Below are 19316 nucleotides of genomic sequence, written 5' to 3'. Positions count from 1 at the left end.
AAAAATCGTGATTCACCTCAAAGTCACCCGGAAGTCGATTGCTCAGTAATAATCGCCAAGGTCTTAACCTGTACGATATTGATCTGCGCAATGCTCGCCGAAATAATAATGTCGTCCACTATTCTAATATTTCGACGAATCATCTGGCGAGCCTTATGAATTCCGTGCATGTCTTGATTGTGACAGAAATATCAACGATTCAAACTGGTAGAGCAAGTTATCTCATAGAGTAGGCAAGCTATTCCGAACAGTCAAACCTGGAGGGCCCCAAGGGACACCATTCCCGATCAGCGGGAATATCAGGTTAGCAAAACCTGCAGCAAATAAAATAGACAGAGAAAACTTGTCACTTACCGTCGCTGCGACATCTGTTTAATAATGCCGTTAATCGCATCCGGAACAGTTTCTCCTTTTTGCTCCTTGGTCCCTTCAGGATTCTCCTGTGATGGGTCCGACCCTACCACCTGATCTTTTGCGCCTGTTGTGGAAGGGTCTGGAAGATTAACTAGTGGTGCTGCCACTCGCCCACCGCTCCCTTGAGAAGGTGAATCTACTTCTGAGGGTTCTTCGTATTCAGGCTCCGGGACGTCCACTTGCTGCGTCTGAGGAGCAGGGTAACCGTATCCAGATTGTTGTGGTGGATAACCGCTGTATCCTGGATAGCCTCCCGGCATAGGGGGGTATGCTTGTGGCGGATACTGCTGCGGCATGCCCGGTTGATACCCGTAAGGGTAATTCATGGGCGGGTATTGCTGCGGTGGATATTGCTGGGGCGGATACTGCTGCGGAGGATAACCCGGCATCTGCGGCTGGGGTGGGTAGCCTTGCGGAGGCATACCGGGTACTCCCATTGGTGCACTGTAGGCTTGCACTTCTTCCGGAATAGATCCGTTTGGAGGTGTAGCCTCGACGTGGTCGGGTATTTCCGGTGTTGCCGTATCAGATTCGGTCGCTTCCTGCTCTAAAGCAGGGACCTCGTCTGGATTGGGCGTAGGCGTAACCGCTGGCATGAAGACGGTGGTATCTCCAACGCTATTCAGCCCCTCTGTTGCATTGGTCGATGAATCGAGCAATCCGGGCAACATCGACGTATCGCCGCTAGAAAGCCGCACCGTGTCCGTGTCCGTAGGCGAACCGCTTTCGTTCGTCACTGGCTCGCTGATCGTGACTTCAAGATCGAGTTTCCCGATCCGAATAAGATCACCGGCGTTCAGTGGAACGATTCCGCGAACTCGCTGGTTGTTTACAAACGTACCATTGGTACTACCTAAATCTCTCAATCGCACGGTGTAATCATCAAGTACAAACACACAATGATGACGGCTAACCATTTCGCTGTTAGGGCGGAGATGGCAGTCTTGTTCGCGTCCGACTAGAAATTTCGAGGTGTTAAGGGGGATGATCCTTCCGTGGTGGCGTCCGCCGACCACTTTAAGTTCAGCCGTGAGCATACAGGGTACTCCAAAATGAACGATCTCAGCTTTTCTCCACCTTCGGGTAAAGGAGGAGGTCCATGTTCACAGTTGTCAAATTTTAGGCTGATAAAATGAATAACCCGAGATGAAAATGAAATACCCTAAAAATAGATAGTTCGCCTGTGCCATAGGGTGCGCAGACGGAATAAGGAAACAGCAGTAAATATAGATTGTAGTTGATGCGATTGCACCAAAAATATAAATAAGGTGCCTGAGCAATTCAGCGTAGAACCGCGCATGATTTACGCATCGGTCCGAATGGGTATAATAGTGCTGATTATTGTAGGACTTGTATGAGATATGCCAAATACGCTACCAGTCAAGGAGTTAGGTGTCAACAACTGGTCAGCGAAAATTCTGCGATTCTGATAGCTGGGTAAGATAAACAAACTATCAGACGCATCAAGAAGAGAGATGTGAGGTGTAGCCTCTAAATTGTATACTCGCTTCTTAGCCATGTCTTCCGCTAATTCGTTGCAACCCTGAGATAAGGACAAATAAATAGTATGAAGGTTGAGCGAATAGACACATAGAATAGTAATCGACCACCACAAGGGGGGAACGTCAGGGAGATACGACCGTTTTGAGTTCCCGAAAGGACTTTCCGAAAATCGAAAAGCCTGTCACCAATAAGAAGCTGGCAGCTCACTCCAGATTAAAATAGGAAGGAAATCGATCTCACTAGTAAATGATCTGAATCGGCCCCAAATAAGTCAACCGCCGAATCCTGATCATTTTCGCTTCCAGTCGAGGTGCAGGTATTTCTCTGTTGACCATTTTTCGACCTCCTGCATCAGACCTCCGTCGACTTGTACTAACTCCGATTTGGAATGCAAAGCATTCGCAAGAGCGGGGCCCAAATCCTCCATTAACGAATGGTTATCGGGCAATAAGATATCTGGATGCAAATCCCGGATACCAGCGAACTCAGGAGCAAAAGGGGACCGCCTCATCACCAGGCTCCCATGCTGTAACATTGCTCCCCGGCGACGTCGCTGAGCAGAACCGAGGACCTTCTGGTTTTCCAGCACCAAATCCCGAGCATCCTGCCTTCCGAAACAGAGAAAAGGTTCCGCATGAAACCCACCTTCGGCATGCACAGTCTGACCTCGCATCTCCAACTGAATATGATTCGCGGCGAGGTAACCTATAAATGCGATGTGGATAATCTCGTATAGCAGCTCGGATTGATCAGCCAACTCGTGAGAGGCCGGCAATGTGCAAGAATAAGTAATTTCATGGTGATGGAGGATAGCACCACCCCCTGTTAACCGACGCACGCGTGGGAGATGTTCGAGCGAGACATGAACTTCGTTTTTCTGAAAGTATCCCAACGATACCGTCGGCAATTCCCAACGGTATAGCCGAACCGTAGAGATTCCGTCCCGGTCCGCGCGGTCCAGCAGTGCTTCATCCATCGCCATATTCCACACACCGGAGTGAGGAGCAAGATCGAGCAGCAACTGGCAGGAGGACATCAATTCGTTTCTCCAGAAAGGCCTTATACAGATCGGGTTACAAGCGGCTCTTCCGTCGGTTCATCGACACCCGTCGCGGGTAAGGTCGCCTTCAGAATGGGTTGCCGCGCCGCTTTGACTTCATCCGGTCGACAAACTGGTGTTGTATGAGGGGCACTATGAACCATCTCCGGGTCTTCCTCTGTCGCAATCGTACGCAGCAAAGCGGCGTAGCGATCAAGAGTCGACTTCGATTCCGTTTCGGTGGGCTCCATCATCATCGCTTCCGGCACATCCAGCGGGAAGTAAACAGTTGGAGCATGCACACCATAGTCCAGCAGGCGTTTAGCAATATCCATGGCGGAGATACCCCGGTCTTTCAACACAGGACTCGCCGAGGCCACAAATTCATGCATACAGACATCTCCACCTGGTACAGGCAGAAAGTCTTTGACTTGTGACAGCAGGTAATTCGCATTCAGAACGGCCTGTTCCGAAACTTCCCGCAGGCCAACAGCCCCTAAAGTCTTCAGGTAAAAATAGCCGCGAAGCAAGATACCCACGTTTCCAAAGAAGCTTCGCACCTGGCCTATGGATTTGGCAGGTCGCGAAAGACCATAGACCTCGTTACCTGATTCATCCCGTTGTTTCGTTACGATGGGGGCGGGCAAATAGTCGGCCAGGAAATCTCGAACCGCAATCGGTCCGGCGCCTGGTCCACCAGCACCGTGAGGACCAGTGAATGTCTTGTGAACGTTGTAATGCATCATGTCGCCGCCAAAATCTCCCGGGCGAGTCTTTCCGAGAATAGCGTTCATGTTGGCTCCGTCGATATAAACAAGTCCACCAACATCATGCAGCATTTGAGAGATACGTCCGATCTCGGGCTCAAACATTCCAATGGTGTTGGGATTCGTAATCATAAAGACCGCCGTCTGGTCATCGAGATGAGCCTGCAGTTCTTCGATATCAACAAGACCAGTCGCCGATTTTTTCAATTGAACGCATTCGAAGCCGGCAAGAGCTGCACTGGCCGGGTTGGTGCCGTGTGCACTACTTGGAAAGATAACGCGGGTTCGGTTTTCGCCCTTATCTCGGAAGTAAGCAGCCGCTGTCAGTAACGCAGTGAATTCTCCCTGAGCCCCGGCAGCCGGATGGAGGCTAACAGCGGGAAGTCCGGCAATCTCGGCCAGCATTTCCTGAAGTTCAAACAGGATTTTCAACATTCCCTGGGAAGTTTCTGCTGTTTGATACGGATGCATATCAATCAAACCGGGAGTCCCGGCTAAGCGTTCATGTCGCTTCGGATTGAATTTCATCGTACAACTGCCGAGCGGATAAAAATGCGTATCTACCGACATATTGAGCGTCGACAGATTCACATAATGCCGCACGATATCAGATTCGGCCAACTCGGGCAGGGGAGCCATTTCCTCCGCAAGGAACTCTGCAGGGATCGCTTCTTCGACTGACGACATCTCCGGATTCGCCGGGTGTTCCGGAAAGCGGGTCGACCGTCGGCCAGAGCGGGAAATGTCAAAAATAGAACGGGTAGAGTGTTGATTTCGCATGAAACAATGAACTCGGTATAAACTGACAATTGAATCGTTAAACAGAAGTAGGAGACGCAATCTTACGGAGGGTTAGCTGGCCAGTACCCCGACCAACTGGTCGAGTTCTTCCAGTGTCCGTTTTTCCGTCACTGCCAGGAGTAACGAATTCTGCAATTGCTCCTGGGTCTCTTCGCAGAATGCATCCGTGAACCGATCGAGCACCGGTCCAACGAGGAAACCACCCTCTTGAGCCTGCGTCACCACTTCGCTTACCGAGGCGGGCGGCGTCAGGACACACTCTTTGAAATAGGGAGCGGCAAAGGGAGCCTTCCATCCATTCGCTTTTAACTGGTTCACTAGATAGTGAGCCCCCTGACAGCTGCGTTTCCCAGCTTCCTGCATCCCTTTCGGGCCCATCGAAGAAAGATAAACAGTCGCCCGAATCGCCATCAAACCCTGGTTCGTACAAATGTTACTGGTCGCTTTGTCTCGACGAATATGCTGTTCACGAGCCTGTAGATTGAGGACGTAGCAATCTTCCCCTTTGCTGTCCGTCGTTTTACCAATTAACCTTCCGGGCATGCGCCGAACGTATTTTTCGTCACAAGCGAGGATACCCAGGAACGGTCCGCCGAACTGTAACGGTATCCCTAATCCCTGACCTTCAGCCACGACAATGTCGGCTCCATAAGTTCCGGGCCGTTTCAATACACCCAGCGACAGAGGATCAACAGAAACGATCGACAACGCTCCCGCTTCTTTCGCCATACGGGTGAGTTCTGCCGCCTGCTCCAGCGAACCGAAGAAGTTGGGTTGTTGTACAATCAGACAAGCGGTCTCTTTATCCATGACTGCCGCCACTTGTTTGAGGTCTACCGTTCCGGAAGGAGTGGGCACAACAACAAGTTCGGTTTCCAGATTTTGCAGGTAAGTTTGCAAGGTCTGTCGGTATTCGGGGTGAACCGATTCGAGGACGACTACTTTTTTATGTCGCCGTGTGACACGCATCGCCATGAAGGCAGCCTCACTGACACTCGTTCCCCCTTCGTACAACGATGCATTCGCCACATCCATGCCGGTAAGTGCACAGATAAGCGATTGAAACTCGAAGAAGGTCTGGAGTGAACCCTGGCTTGCTTCCGCCTGGTAGGGGGTATAAGCGGTGTAATATTCGCCGCGTGATGCGATTTCATCCACCACTGCCGGGATGAAGTGGTCGTAAGCACCGCCGCCCATGAGACAGACGTGGCTGGATGACGAGGCATTCTGCCGAGCGAGCTGTTGGATTTGCGCGGTCAGTTCCATTTCGGAGACATGATCACCCAGATTCAGATCCCGTCCCAGACGAAAGTTCTCGGGAATCGTGTTAAACAACTCGTCAATCGACGAGACCCCAATCGCGTCCAGCATCTCAGACTGCTGTGCCGGGGTATTCAGTAAATAAGACAAAAGAACTCTCTCCTGAAATCGAACAACGAATCCTTGAACATCAAGGCCCGCTATTCACTTCCAGCCCCATCTAAAATTTTCACGAGATTCCACAATGCGGAATGGGTGGACTAAAAGAGGGGTTGGTCAAATGGGAATCGTTAAATGGAAAGCGGCTATAAAATTAAGGCAGTACAAGCCGATCAACGACGTGGCCACTGCCTCGTATCGATTCTAGGCAGCTCGATCCGAAAGTCGAATGAGAAACGGGCCTGACCAAATCTTGAGTGTCCATGTTGGAGGCGATGCTCTGACTAGAAGCAATCTCGTATGATCACAACAGGGAACTTACTAAACAGACAATCATCTACGGCCAATCGAAGGCCGTTTCGTCTTAGCCAGTAGCACAATGCTGCTTGTAGGCTTCTTGCCCCATCAGAGAATCGACTTGGGAAGGATCCTGCAGTTTAATTTTGAGCATCCAACCTTCACCGAAGGAATCGTCAGAAAGTACGCCGAGATTATCTTGCAGCGATTCGTTCACTTCGAGGACTTCACCATCCACGGGAGCATACAAGTCGCTAACGGCCTTCACACTTTCGACTTCACCGAAAGGTTCACCCGTTTTAATCTGAGTGCCCACCGCAGGCAGCTCAATATAGACGAGGTCCGTCAACTGTTTTACAGCGAAAGCGGAGATACCGAGTGTGGCCGTCTCTCCTTCCACCGCCACCCATTCATGGCTGGCTGAGTATTTCAATTGTGCGGGATCCATTAGTCGCTTTCTCCTTAATTCAGGTAGCTGAAAACTGTCGGGTCGCAGCAGGTTACCGGTCTATTCGTCAGCGAGAGATAATTCGACCGCCATTAAAAACGGTGGACAGAATTCGATCTTCACCCGTGCAATCGCAGTGCATCAGCGCAGTAATTTGAAACCGACACTGATATTCCTCAATTCCATTCTCAAATAATGAGACAGCCCTGAATAACCAGCCTGCTTATGGCGTTCACAATACAACTTTCACTTCACGTTGAAAAGATACACGCCAACCGTATTTCAGCCGAATCTCTCGTTTTCATCCCCGAAAGCTCCGTGGAACATTTGAGTCAATGTTCAAAGTACGAATGCATATCACTGAAAGCTTCATCGGTACAATCGTTAATTCCGGTATAGCTTCAGTGGCTTGTTGGAATTCGCTTTGGCAATACGCTGTATTCCATGAGACTTACTAATATCTGTCTTAGAGTTGAATGCCGACCGAATTTCGGTGAAATACCTCGCCTCCCTCTCGCATCAAACGCGTTACCGTCATTGCTAACCGTTCAGCGGAATGGATGACTCTCGGGAAGCGAACCTTTCATTTTCCTTCGACTAAAATCGCATTGGATCTCTGATTAACGATGTCTGACAGCAGTACCGTAAACTGGGCCGCGATTCTGGAACGCGAACTGGGCAACAGCACCATGGAGTCGTTACCTCCGACCATCAGTCTTCCTGCGTTGCCCCATGCTGTCACTGAATATATCGAAGAGAGCAAAGACCCGAACGTATCTCCCAAAAAGCTGGGCCAGATTATCGAAACAGATACCGGTCTGGCGACAGAAATGCTGCGGTACGTCAATTCGTCTGCCCTCGGGTTACGACACAAAGCCCGCAACGTCCAGCAAGCGATTTCCCTACTGGGGCAACGTCAATGTATGACTTTCGTTATTACGACCGGAATGCAGGCGGCAGTGAAGGCGAAAAAATCCAAACTGCTGAATCAGGTCGAATTCTGGAATGCCTGTCTACAAAAGGCGGTCTTTGCGCGTGAAGTAGCCAAGTTATTGAACACGGACATCGACCTCGCCTTCGCCGGCGGGATGATTTCTGATTACCTGCTCCCCGTACTAACCAACGATTTGTACGACGATTATGTAAACTACCTCGACTGCCGCGATGATATGCCGGCGTCGATCTGCGAATTCGAACAAGAGAAGTTCGGATGGACTCATAGTTATGCCGGTGCAAACTTGGCACATCGCTGGAATTTGCCGGAAGATCTCGTCTGCTGCATTCTCCTGCATCATCGCGGACTAAGAATGATGGCTGATCCGGAACTGAATCGAACTGCCGCCACTGCCGTTGCTATTTCCGCATTGCTTCCCTGTCAGCTTCGACAAAACATGCGGGGACTCGAAATGCTGTACATGCTCGACCAGAAATGGCCTGCGTTCAATCTTCCCCACTTGGTGGAAGAAGTCGACCGACATATCGCTGAAATGAACCTGACCGTAAAAAACGCCTTTCCGCTTTCCCGTCGCTGCAAACCGATTCTCGATAAGTACGCGGCACCGGCACAATAAGGGCAGAGACGCAACGCCGACCTTACTATCCGTTTCGCAATTTTTCGATTTGCTCTGATCCGAAATGGGATTCTTTCCGTTACCCTGTGGACAGGTTGGGTGTAGCTGGTATCGCAGGCAGGTACAGGTTACATTCTAACAGTCCTGTTAACTTGCATCGCTAACTTCATTTATTGAAGATAGGGCGACCAAGTTCTGGTTTCCTCGATATTGGTTGTTCAAATACAACCTCTCTTCGACACACCTCACAGCGCAGCGACGATTACTACCGGACCACTCCTCTAAAGTCGAGAGAATATGACCTCGCGATTGGTCCGGAATGAATTTGTACGAAGGAAACATTCAATGGCGGAAGGACATATGGATAACACAGATCACGAGTCGAACATTCCTCATTCTATTTTTCTGGTTCCCTATCCGAAAATCGTCTTTATGTATCCGACACTGCTGGCCGCTCTGGTCTGCGGGATCTTCATGCTGTTCACCGACACAGCAGAGGGAGCAGGGCATACAGCGGAAATGCTCTCGCTGATTTTCCTGGGTATTTTCGGCCTGAACCTGGTAGTGCTGTCGTTCGACTTTCCCCGCACCACCTCGCTAACGCTATTTTTCTTGATTACGGCAGTAGTGGTAATATTGGTTCTGGTCTTCAAACAGTGGCCCGATATGCTCCCCGCCTTTACCGGCTTGTTTACCGGGTTGACACCGTTCGCTAATGCGAGCTTCTATTTTCTGTTTGCCACGATTCTCGGGCTGATTTTTGTAGGAGTCTGGATCAGCGTGCGGTTTGACTATTGGGAAGTCCGCCCGAACGAATTACTGCACCACCACGGTATCTGGAGTGACATGAAACGTTACTCCGCTCCCAACCTGCGAATCGACAAGGAAATCAACGACCTGTTCGAATACACGCTGCTCCGTTCCGGTCGGTTGGTGCTCCACCCCAGTAATGAGCGACGAGCCATTGTCCTGGAAAATGTTCCGTTTATCTCCCGACGTGAGACAGAACTAACAAAAATGCTGGGAGCTCTGCAGGTTCAAGTACGCCAAACGCCGAGCGATTAATCGAAGACCATTAATCTCGAAATCGTCCTGTGAACTAGATTCATATAAAAAAACAGAGGCTTGGTGAATTCACCAGCCTCTGTTTTTTTTGTTGTTTGTATTGCTTAGTTATTTGAATGAATGGCCCAACCGGCTGGCCCGTCGCGTTTAATGCCGCATCGCGTTTCGTATTTCACGTTTGTCGGCAAGTGTTTTCAGTTTGTCTCGTTTATCGTGCTCTTTGCGACCTTTTCCGATCGCCAGCAGGACTTTGACCAGACCACGGGTAAAGTGAACCTGCAGGGGGACTAACGTCAGTCCGTCGTGCTGGGCAGTTTCTGCGAACTTATCGATTTCCCGTTTTTTCAGCAACAACTTACGCGGCCGTCGGGGCATGTGATTCATCACGGTTGCTTGGGGGTACTCGGCGATGTCGGCGTTTAAGAGCCAGACCTCATTGTTTTCGACCCGGGCGAAAGATTCTTCAATTGAAATTTTACTGTTTCGAATGCTTTTCACTTCGCTGCCACGCAGTTCGACACCGCACTCCAGTGTGTCGATGATGTCATAATCATGGCGCGCACGACGATTGCGACAGACGACCCGTGAATTGGGATCCTCTCCTTTTTTCTGCTTTTTCTTCGTCTTACTTTTCGCCATCAGTCTGAGCTTTATTTCTAATGCTGATCTCTTTTGGAATTCATTCTGTCGCCCCTTGAGGAGCTACAACAGAATTTTAGAATGAGTCGTGATTCCAAGTGAGTCTTCTTCATCTCGACGAGGGAATCATCGAACCCTTAGGAATACGAGTCCATTTAGAGAAACAGGTTCGTATTTATTATATCAGACAAGCGATTATAGAACTCTGTGCAAGGGAGGGGAAGGTTTCCACCGATTCTGCCGGTGAGAGAACAAGAGAGGCTCTTCCTCAACTGCCTGATCACTTCGGTATTATATGCGACGACCGCGTCCAAGGTTGTCCAGTAGAAAACAGACTTTTTACTTCATTTTCCGATGTAACATCAAATCGAAAAGGCAGCCACACTTCGCCTCTTTACAGGAGGCTTATTGTCTCCTTACCTTGAGGGGGATAAGATCAACTGGTTCAAATGGAATTTTCTACCGGATATCCGCCTTCAATGTCGCATTCACCTACACAATCAGTAACCACCCTGACCCGGTCAGATGCACTGGAAGTTCATCTGCTCGGTTTGGTGGAATACGAAGCTGCCCAGTTTCTGCAGGAAAGGCTGATCTACGAGATCAGCGGACGTTCCGACAAGATGGGGGGGCTGCTTTTGTGCGAACATCCTCCGATGATCACCATGGGACGCGAAGCATCCCGCTCGCAAATCCTGGTCGATGAGCAGGACCTCCGTGCCCGACAGATTGAACTAAAATGGGTCAATCGAGGCGGTGGCACTATTATGCATGCTCCCGGTCAGCTGGCCGTTTACCCCATTCTTCCCCTGAATCGGCTCGAAATAGGCCTGGAGGAATATCGACACCAACTGCAGGAAGCCACGATCGCAATGTGCCGAGAGATGAAGATTAAGGCCAATCGAGCCGATAATCTTTCTGAAGGGGCAAATGATCCAGGCATTTTCTGCCATTCCGGTCAACTTGGGACTATCGGCGCCGCGGTTAAGTCGTGGACCTCGTTTCATGGGCTCTTTCTCAATGTTTGCCCGGACATGGAACTGGTACGCTGGGCTCAAATGAATACAATGGGAGTGCGTTTGACGTCGATGGCGGCTCAGCAGGTTCGACCTGTCTCCATGCACAAAGTGCGTGAAAGCATGATCCGCCATGTGGCTGAGACGTTTGACTACTCCCGCTACCATGTGTATACCGGCCATCCCTTGCTGGTCCGCAAAAAGAAACAAATTTATGTCGACGCTTAACATCCTCCCCAATGGTCCTGAACAAGCCCCTCGAGCCCGACTTCCTAAATGGTTAAAACGACCGCTGCCCACACCCGGCATGGCGTATACCGACGAAGTCATCTCGGACCTCAAGCTGGAAACGGTCTGCGAAAGCGCGAAATGTCCTAACCGGACAGAATGCTGGTCACACAAAACAGCGACCCTGATGATTCTAGGCGACGTCTGCACCCGACCTTGCGGATTCTGCTCGATCAAAAAAGGGAAAACCGAAGCGCTTCAACTGGATGAACCCGAACGAGTCGCTGAAGCCGCTCTCCGGCTTGGTTTGAAATATGTCGTCATCACCTCTGTGACCCGTGACGATCTTGATGATGGGGGAGCAGAGCACTGGGCCAAATGCGTAGAAGCCGTTCGCGATAAAACGGGTGCTGCCGTCGAAGTCCTCACCCCTGACTTCCGAGGTAACCGCGACGCCATCGCCACCGTCGTCAATTCCCGACCGGACGTTTATAACCACAACACGGAAACAGTTCCTCGGTTGTATCATCGTGTCCGACGGAATTCTGATTATCAACGAACGCTTGACCTGTTGACTCAGGTGAAGGAAATGGATCCCAACATGCCCACCAAAAGTGGTCTGATGATGGGGCTGGGAGAGACCTGGGAGGAAGTACTGGAAGTCTGCGCCGACCTGCGAAGCGTTGGTTGCGACATTCTTACGCTAGGCCAATACCTGCAACCAACGCTCGATCATCTCCCGGTAGAACGCTTTCTGCCACCGGAAGAGTTCGACGAAATCGGCGATGAAATTCGCAAGTTGGGCTTTAAGCTGGTCGCCAGTGGCCCCTTTGTCCGTTCGAGCTATCACGCTGGTGAAATGGCCGAAGTACTTGGTCGAGACGATCTCAAGTGAGCCCGTCTGCTGCAAAACCCCCGTTGATCCCGATCACCTTGCCGCAACCGGACCGGTTTACCGGCCAAATGAAGGTGACCAACTGGCTGATTGATATCGGCGATGAAGTCATTGCCGGTGATCGGTTGCTAGAAGTTTTGAGCCCTGGAATCCTGTTCATCGTCGATGCCCCAGTTGACGGTCGATTAAAGGAGATCGTCGTTCCCGTCGATGGTTCCCTGACGGCCACGACCACGTTAGGATGGATCGAACCCGCAGTCGATTCTTAAATCAACTCTCGATCGCTTTTCATTCCTCTCTCAACAGAGCCCCTCATGCACTGGAACGATCTGGCTGGACACGAACAGCAACATGAGTCATTCCAACGGGCGGCTGCGCGGGACCGACTTTCTCATTCCTATCTTTTCGTCGGACCTGCGGGCATTGGCAAACGAACATTCGCCCACCTGTTGACGCAAAGCCTGTTCTGTGATCGGCATCCTGATTCCGATCTCGATTTCTGCCGAGAATGCTCCAACTGCCACCAGTTCGAGGGAGGAGCGCATCCCGATTTCTTTGCGATTGGCGTTCCTGAAGGCAAGTCGGAAATCCCGATTGAATCGTTCATAGGTCCCCGTGAAAACAGAGGTCAATCTGGACTCTGTCATGATATTTCCCTGAAGCCAATGTCGGCCCGGAGAAAAATCGCAATCATCAACGATGCGCATCTCCTCAACGAATCCAGCGGCAATGCACTCCTGAAGACGCTGGAGGAACCGCCCGAAAGATCGATTCTTATTCTCGTCGCCGAGAAAGAACAACGCATCCTGCAGACAATTCGATCGCGCTGCCAGATGGTCCGGTTTGACGCACTCTCGACTGACCAGGTTGCTGGCTTACTAGTGAAGACAGGACTGGTCGATACAGCAGAGCGCGCCAGTGAAATCGCCCCTCATAGCGAAGGAAGTCTGGAAACGGCCCGGGAGTTTCTGCAACACGATTGGTTGACACTGCGACAACAGATCTTCAAGATTCTGAGCCAGCAGGATTTCAACTGGGTTCAGATATCCAGTCAGATGCTCGAGATGGTGGAATCGATCGGCTCCGATAATCCGACCCAGCGGCACGCCACCGGCTGGGCATTGCGATTTGTTCAGGAATACTGCCAGGACGAAATGAATCGTATCGTCCAGACAATTCCTTCAGGTAGGGGGACTCGGACTGAAGAACAGCAGTTCAATCAGTTACAGAAAATGTACGACCGCTCGCTCGTGGCGCAACAGCATCTGGAGCAATTCCTTCCAGTGGGCTCGCTCATTGAAGGGCTGTTCGATGAACTAAGCCGAATTAAACGCCAAACGGCTGGAACATAAGAACTGATTTTCGTCGGTAGACTTTGAGAGCCCGACTTGCCACTACGCTCAGAAGTTGTGATGATAAAAGTGAATCAGTGCTCGCCCGATAGCTGAATCATTTCCAGATAGGTTTCTTACCAGAAACAAAAGAGGAATGAATTGACCGGCGAAGCTGCTTTTCCAATCTGCCCGTTTTCGCGGGATCAGTTTTTCATAAATTCACTTCACTCAACACCCAACCTTGCTGACATGGAATCAAAGTGAAACGGAATTTCACAAACCATCTCGATCGGTAAGGCCAGGTGACATAGACAACTCGCCAGACAGGGATCCCTCCTTCACTCATTTGCTACCATTGCGTGTTCTGCATTGGCAGCGATAACGAGCAAAGCTACAGAAGAGGGGAGTCGGGGAAGACAGGGATGACGGTTGTCGAAGGTAATAACGCTCTATGGTTAACAACTATATCGTCCGTTACGGGAATATCCGCAAACTCGCTGAATTCACCTCACCCAAAGAACAACGTCGCAGCGATCAGGTGATCGTCAAAAGTGACCGGGGAACTGAGTGGGGCGAGGTTCTTAGCGAAGCGACCGAACGCTCTCGACTCTTCCTGAGCCAGCAAAAAAGCGCCGATCTCGAAAAAGTCGGTCGTATCCTCCGAGACGCCAGTGACGATGACTGGCAGAAAAAAGATCAACATGGTGCCCAGGAAAAGGAAAAGTTTCAGGGCTGCGAAAAGTTGATTCAAGAACGTAAGTTGCAAATGCAACTCGTGGACGCCGAGTATATTTTCGGCGGCGAGCGGCTCATCTTCTATTATCTCGCCGAGAAACGAGTCGACTTCCGCGAGCTAGTCAAATCCCTTGCCTCCCAATTCAAAACGCGAATCGAAATGCGTCAGATTGGAGTTCGGGACGAAGCCAAACTGCTGGCCGATTATGGTGACTGCGGAAAACCAACCTGCTGCAATACCCACCTCGATGAAATGCCTCCTGTCTCCATGAAGATGGCCAAGCTGCAAAAAGCGACCTTGGACCCGAACAAAATCTCCGGTCGTTGTGGCCGTCTGAAGTGCTGTCTTCGGTACGAATACGACACGTACGTCGATATGCGACGCGAACTTCCCAAGCTGGGCGCCATGGTGATCACGAAAAAAGGGCAGGGGAAAGTCGTGGGCCAAGAGGTTCTTGCCCAGAAAGTCTGGGTGCAATTCGACGATTCTCGTAAAAATCTCGTCGAGATGACCGACATCGTGACCGTAATTAAAGGGGGAAGCAAAAAGCCTGTTTCTCCAGCAAAGGAGCCTCCCACTTCAGCAAGTTAAGACAAAGCAGAAATGGGTAAGGGTATTTCACTGGTAATTTCAGAGGTATATGCGTCCAAACCCATCCTCATCCAGAATAGTCAGGGCTAACCCTGCAACTGGAGGAAACTTCGCTCTTGATCAAAGTTTAGCTTTGCTGCAAAATGTCGATCTAAATATGATGCTGGAGGCCAATTTCTCCGATTCCCACGGACCGGTCGACACGATATACTGTTCTTTAAGAAATACTTAAGACTGTTCGAAATCAGGGTTTCGGTCTAAAATATCCTGTTTGATCAACAGCATATTTGGAATGGAAAGTGCTTAACTGCCCAGCAGCTGAGGTTTCTCCATTCAGGAAGAGATCGATTTAGAGTCAAATTACGATTTTATCTGAACCTGAATGGGTTCTAAAACGTCTTATTATTAAGTCCTGTGTCCCTTATGCAGGCATCACTTCATTTTCTTTGACTTGAATTTGTCCACGAGCACCGAGGACCAGAATCGTGACTATGAGCACCACCAGTCAGCGAAATCGCAAAAAATTAAGCTACCATCCCCAAGCTTACCATTTTGTGTTCCAGTCGCTGAGATACATGCAGGATAAGCTCGACAAACTTGCTCTCGACGCCAACGAAGAGGGTATGCACATCTCCGGTCCGGAATTACTTATCGGAATCAAAGAACTTGCCCTGAAGCAATACGGTTTGCTGACCTCAACCGTTTTTGAAGAGTGGGGAATCAGCACCACAGACGACTTTGGCCGTATCGTGTTTGAATTAATCGAACACGGCGAGATGCGAAAAACCGATCGGGACCGGCTGGAAGACTTCTTCGGTGTCTATCAGTTCAATACCGCATTCGACAAAGAATACGAAATTGACGTCGCCCCCGTCTTTCGCAAAAAAATCGCTTCCTGAATTGGGAACTCATTTTCAATATTAGTTGTGGCTGACTTAATCGCTATAAGCAAGGCCCGACCAACACCCAACCGAGGGGTTCAGGAATACTCTAAGTCTGGCCCGGCCTGAGCTTATTGTTCCTGAGCTTATTGTTCCTGAGTGAATATCTGGGAACATCTTATTGAATCAGGCCGGAGGCCCTCCCCAGAGTTGGACCGCCCGTATCACTGCAGTATGATGCTGTCATATTCGTAGAGGATGATCCTTTACTTCTCAGCCTGCAATGACTTACCAGATACGGAACCATTGGATGCCAGCCGAGGCCCCCATTAACGAATCGGCGCAACCTGGACGCTCCAAAGCCTATTTCCTGTTCGCCTTCTGGGTGACGTTAATCTGGCTGATTGGATTCTCCCTGTTGGTGCTCTTTACCGCCAACCCCGTCACGCTCAACTGGCAGCAACTCCAGCGAGCCCAGACCGTTGTTGAGGCGGAAGTCATCGACAAAGAGCAGGGGTTGGTGCAACTGAAACGGTTCTGGAAATACGATCCTCAGATTACTGCAGGCGAACAGTTCGCAGTCTCAAATCTGCCCAGTTCCCGTGTCGAAAACGGGGCGAGCTACCTCATTCCGCTGGTTCTGCTGGAACCTGGATCAGGCGATGTTCCCGATACATACGAGATTCCGCTCACTCAGGAGCAGTTGATCCAGTTGAAAATGGAGCAAACCGAACCTGAGCCAATTTTTTATCCGTACAAAGAAGAAGCAGTTGTCCAATTGGAGCAACTGCTGACAGAAAACGGCGACCGAGCACCGCCCACAAATTGAAGCAGATTCGATTGAAGCAGGTCCGGGTCTGCCATCAGCGCTATTCTGCGGACGAGAGAATCTCGATGCGTGTCCCCGTGACGATATCGGCCACTTTGACTTTGTATTCAAGCATATGAGGGGCTTGGAAATGGGCCTTCAACGCCTCGGGTGACTCCCATTTTTCAACAACAGTAACGATATTCTCCCCTTTCTTTGTCTGCACAGGGATATCGGTTTCGGCATCAATCGCGGGACCATACTCGAGGCACCCCTCTTCAGCACGAACAGGCTCAATTATCTGTCGGAATTGCTCCAGAAATGCTTCTCGTTGACCTTCCCGAACTTCGATTGTGGCAATGACGTGAATCATAGAAGAATTGCTTTCTCACTGGCCGCTCCCGAAGGAACGTATTCCACTTGAATGTTGTTATGATGTGTCTGATCCCGTTGTGATATTAACACTGGAGTGATCAGAACGAGTTTCATCATAGTTCATCTTTTCCTGCCGAACAACAAACGCAACGACGCCAAACATGCTGAACAGTCTCCCTCGCCTGAACTTGAGCTACGTGATACCAATCACGTTTGTCGCTCTACTGTTCATCATGATGCTGACCCCACTTCCAGACTTGGGGTATGTTTTCGGTTCGCTGGTTAACTTCATGCATATCCCCGTTTTCGCCGGTCTTTCGCTGATCGTCTGGGTGTTAACGGGACCGTTGCTTGTTCACAGGCCCGTTGCCAAAGCATTTCTCGTCTGGGTGATCGTTGGTCTTATTGGTTCAGGGTTTGAATTGTTGCAGTACCAGTCTGGCCGTTCCGCCAGCCTTCACGACATCGGCGCGAACCTGGTCGGCTCCGGTTTGATGCTAAGCTTTCTTCTTTCCACCGTTGCCTTCACGCCAAAAGCACAAAGATTCTGGCGTATCGTTTCCCTTGGCTGCCTGTTTGTCGCTTTCTACACACCTCTTACAGAAGTGTACGATGTCTGCCGCATGCGGCTCGAATTCCCTCGAATTGCAGATTTCGAGACAAGCAACGAACTTCATCGCTGGCGAGCGGAAAATGTCACAATCTCGCGATCCGAACATTTCGCCGTCGATAGCCGTTATTCGCTGCATGTCGAATTTCATCCGGGACGTTTCAGCGCGATCTACATCCCATATTCCGTCCCCGACTGGCGAGAGTATTCCCAATTGGTAATGGATATCTACGTTCCCGCCGAGAGCGCCCCAGTTCCACTATATCTCAAGCTGGAAGATAGCTTGCACGACGGAACCTACGACGACCGTTTTCATGCTTATTACGATCTTGAACCAGGCAGCCATCATCTCACCATCCCTCTCAGTGACATCAAGCTAGCCGCACGCGAATTCGATTTAAGCACAGTAAGACTGTTCCAGTTCATGCTGTGGGAACAGGATCAACCCCATGAATTCTATGTCGATGCTATCCGTCTAGAATAGAAAACCGCTGTAAATTGCCCTCGCCATATCTGGCGTGTTGTGTTAGTTTGCCCAAACTCAGGCCAGGTCGTGAGTTCCGACAACTTATCGGAGCCCGCCCGGACTTGAATCACGACCGATTCAAGTCACCTGGCAACTCACTTTCAGGAGGAAACGCGGTTCCGCAAAAACCGCGAAAAAGGAGTTTTCAATGCGGTTCGTACGACAATTTTCAGCCACAATTCTCTGGGGAGCAATCGTTACTTTGATTCTGTCTGGAACGACGGTCTCTGCAGCTGATTCTTCCGAAACCGCAGAGGCTCCCTCATCAGATAAAACTGAGTACATCCTTCGGTTCAAATTTGAACCCGGCCAGAAAGTCTCTTACAACGTCGTCTACGAGATGGCCCATACTTCGCGCAAAGGGCAAACTACGGAAACCGCTTTCAACAAATCAACGACGGCGAAACATTTCCTCGTGAAGGACGTTAAAGAAAACGGAAACGCGACTCTGGTCTCGTATATCGACTCGGTCACAATGCAGGTTCGATTCAACGACAGTGATCCTGTCAAATTTGATAGTAAGAACGAAGGGGTCTCACTGCCGCAGTTCAAGAAGATCAAAGCGAGTATCGGAGTGCCCCTTGCCGAAACAACGTTCGAACCGACAGGAAACGTGATCAACCTCCTCAATCTGCAAGAGGTTTCCAAACAAGATCAGGAAACCAAAACAGCCGACTCGAGTGAAATCGAAAAAGTCTCTGCATCAACACCTCCTGCCCGCGCAGAGCAAGCAGACCAGGAGGAAGACGAAGATGACGTGAACGCTGTCGGAAATTATCTGGTTCGCTTCCCCGAACAACCTCTGAAAATCGATGATCGCTGGTCGCAATCGTTCTCTGTCCCCGTCATGGTGGACCGCAGCTTACAGCAGTTTGTCCGACTGAATCGGGAATATCGCCTCCGTTCGGTTGAAGACGGAATCGCTCACCTGACATTCAAAACGTCGGTTCTCTCTGCCGTTCACAACCCGACGATCTCTTCGCAGTTGATTCAGAACACACCTTCCGGTTCGATCGATTTTGATCTGGAGCGGGGACTGATCCTGAAACGAACAGCCGAACTGGACAACACCGAGTTCGGTTTTTCCGGTGATAACAGCTCCATGCGGGCGGTCAGCAAAACCACCGAGACTTTCGTCGAGGCAAAGATCATCCCCACGGCCGAATCTGCCGAACAATAGAGATAGGGCACTACCAGCTTTCTCTCTCGGTCCTTACGCCTTAACAGCGTCTGTGCATTGACGCTGGTTTAATTTTACTTACACTTGAAATCCCGCTCGCCTTGGGACGACTGTGAATGTTACTCGTTCCGAGAAAATATAGGGGTTCCAAGGGTCTTTTGAGTAAGTGGTCT

Annotated in this window: 19 protein-coding genes; 11 read left to right on the top strand and 8 right to left on the bottom strand. The window is 50.3% G+C overall.

The features are described from left to right. Positions 1 to 350: 350 nt before the first annotated feature. From Pla110_RS22615 to gcvH, 5 genes are all read right to left on the bottom strand, one after another. The gene (locus Pla110_RS22615; RefSeq protein ID WP_197440629.1) at positions 351 to 1451 is read right to left on the bottom strand and encodes an FHA domain-containing protein; all 1101 of its coding nucleotides are present in this window, start codon (positions 1449 to 1451) and stop codon (positions 351 to 353) included. 755 nt (positions 1452 to 2206) lie between these two features. After that, positions 2207 to 2953, bottom strand: coding sequence for a lipoate--protein ligase family protein (locus tag Pla110_RS09795; RefSeq protein WP_144995590.1), 747 nt, complete (start codon positions 2951 to 2953; stop codon positions 2207 to 2209). Between the two features lie 23 nt (positions 2954 to 2976). Then, positions 2977 to 4503, bottom strand: a complete 1527-nt coding sequence (gene gcvPB / locus Pla110_RS09790) for an aminomethyl-transferring glycine dehydrogenase subunit GcvPB (RefSeq protein ID WP_144995588.1) — start codon at positions 4501 to 4503, stop codon at positions 2977 to 2979. Between the two features lie 72 nt (positions 4504 to 4575). Continuing rightward, entirely contained in the window at positions 4576 to 5934 is a 1359-nt protein-coding gene (gcvPA, locus tag Pla110_RS09785) for an aminomethyl-transferring glycine dehydrogenase subunit GcvPA (protein ID WP_144995586.1), read from the bottom strand. Between the two features lie 373 nt (positions 5935 to 6307). Next, positions 6308 to 6688, bottom strand: coding sequence for a glycine cleavage system protein GcvH (gene gcvH, locus Pla110_RS09780; RefSeq protein ID WP_144995584.1), 381 nt, complete (start codon positions 6686 to 6688; stop codon positions 6308 to 6310). A 626-nt stretch (positions 6689 to 7314) separates the two neighbouring features. Between gcvH and Pla110_RS09775 the strand changes: the two genes are divergently transcribed. Beyond that, positions 7315 to 8259 (top strand): HDOD domain-containing protein, encoded by a 945-nt coding sequence (locus Pla110_RS09775; RefSeq protein ID WP_144995582.1) that lies wholly within the window; start codon positions 7315 to 7317, stop codon positions 8257 to 8259. Between the two features lie 345 nt (positions 8260 to 8604). After that, positions 8605 to 9324 (top strand): hypothetical protein, encoded by a 720-nt coding sequence (locus Pla110_RS09770; RefSeq protein ID WP_231742962.1) that lies wholly within the window; start codon positions 8605 to 8607, stop codon positions 9322 to 9324. A 147-nt stretch (positions 9325 to 9471) separates the two neighbouring features. On the opposite strand, the gene smpB is transcribed toward Pla110_RS09770, so the two are convergent. Next, on the bottom strand, positions 9472 to 9963 hold the full coding sequence (gene smpB, locus Pla110_RS09765; protein WP_144995580.1) for an SsrA-binding protein SmpB: 492 nt from the start codon (positions 9961 to 9963) through the stop codon (positions 9472 to 9474). Positions 9964 to 10442: 479 nt separating this feature from the next. On the opposite strand from smpB, the gene lipB reads away from it, so the two are divergent. From lipB to Pla110_RS09730, 7 genes are all read left to right on the top strand, one after another. Continuing rightward, a complete protein-coding gene (gene lipB / locus Pla110_RS09760) occupies positions 10443 to 11207 on the top strand; it encodes a lipoyl(octanoyl) transferase LipB (RefSeq protein WP_197440628.1) in 765 nt (254 codons plus the stop codon). Beyond that, a complete protein-coding gene (gene lipA / locus Pla110_RS09755) occupies positions 11194 to 12102 on the top strand; it encodes a lipoyl synthase (RefSeq protein ID WP_144995576.1) in 909 nt (302 codons plus the stop codon). Before lipB ends, lipA begins: the two co-directional genes overlap by 14 nt. Then, complete coding sequence (locus Pla110_RS09750) at positions 12099 to 12371, top strand: biotin/lipoyl-containing protein (RefSeq protein WP_144995574.1); 273 nt, start codon at positions 12099 to 12101, stop codon at positions 12369 to 12371. The genes lipA and Pla110_RS09750 overlap by 4 nt, the downstream gene beginning before the upstream one ends. 45 nt (positions 12372 to 12416) lie before the next feature. Next, complete coding sequence (locus tag Pla110_RS09745; RefSeq protein ID WP_144995572.1) at positions 12417 to 13454, top strand: DNA polymerase III subunit; 1038 nt, start codon at positions 12417 to 12419, stop codon at positions 13452 to 13454. Positions 13455 to 13887: 433 nt separating this feature from the next. After that, on the top strand, positions 13888 to 14763 hold the full coding sequence (locus Pla110_RS09740) for a PSP1 domain-containing protein (protein WP_144995570.1): 876 nt from the start codon (positions 13888 to 13890) through the stop codon (positions 14761 to 14763). Between the two features lie 491 nt (positions 14764 to 15254). Then, on the top strand, positions 15255 to 15662 hold the full coding sequence (locus tag Pla110_RS09735) for a Minf_1886 family protein (protein WP_144995568.1): 408 nt from the start codon (positions 15255 to 15257) through the stop codon (positions 15660 to 15662). A 292-nt stretch (positions 15663 to 15954) separates the two neighbouring features. Beyond that, positions 15955 to 16473, top strand: coding sequence for a hypothetical protein (locus Pla110_RS09730; protein ID WP_144995566.1), 519 nt, complete (start codon positions 15955 to 15957; stop codon positions 16471 to 16473). A gap of 40 nt (positions 16474 to 16513) precedes the next feature. Here the strand turns inward: Pla110_RS09730 and Pla110_RS09725 are convergent, their stop codons facing one another. Continuing rightward, the gene (locus Pla110_RS09725) at positions 16514 to 16825 is read right to left on the bottom strand and encodes a putative quinol monooxygenase (RefSeq protein WP_144995564.1); all 312 of its coding nucleotides are present in this window, start codon (positions 16823 to 16825) and stop codon (positions 16514 to 16516) included. Continuing rightward, a complete protein-coding gene (locus Pla110_RS22965; protein ID WP_261342416.1) occupies positions 16822 to 16944 on the bottom strand; it encodes a hypothetical protein in 123 nt (40 codons plus the stop codon). Before Pla110_RS22965 ends, Pla110_RS09725 begins: the two co-directional genes overlap by 4 nt. A 44-nt stretch (positions 16945 to 16988) precedes the next feature. On the opposite strand from Pla110_RS22965, the gene Pla110_RS09720 reads away from it, so the two are divergent. Both Pla110_RS09720 and Pla110_RS09715 read left to right on the top strand, forming a co-directional pair. Next, positions 16989 to 17921: a hypothetical protein gene (locus Pla110_RS09720; protein ID WP_144995562.1), complete on the top strand. Its 933-nt coding sequence runs from the start codon at positions 16989 to 16991 to the stop codon at positions 17919 to 17921. Positions 17922 to 18111: 190 nt separating this feature from the next. Further along, positions 18112 to 19143, top strand: coding sequence for a DUF6263 family protein (locus Pla110_RS09715; protein WP_144995560.1), 1032 nt, complete (start codon positions 18112 to 18114; stop codon positions 19141 to 19143). The last annotated feature ends 173 nt before the right edge of the window (positions 19144 to 19316 follow it).

This window comes from Polystyrenella longa (assembly GCF_007750395.1).
GTDB classification, from domain to species: domain Bacteria; phylum Planctomycetota; class Planctomycetia; order Planctomycetales; family Planctomycetaceae; genus Polystyrenella; species Polystyrenella longa.
Note: the sequence above shows the minus strand (reverse complement) of the source record. Positions and strands in the feature narration are given on the sequence as shown.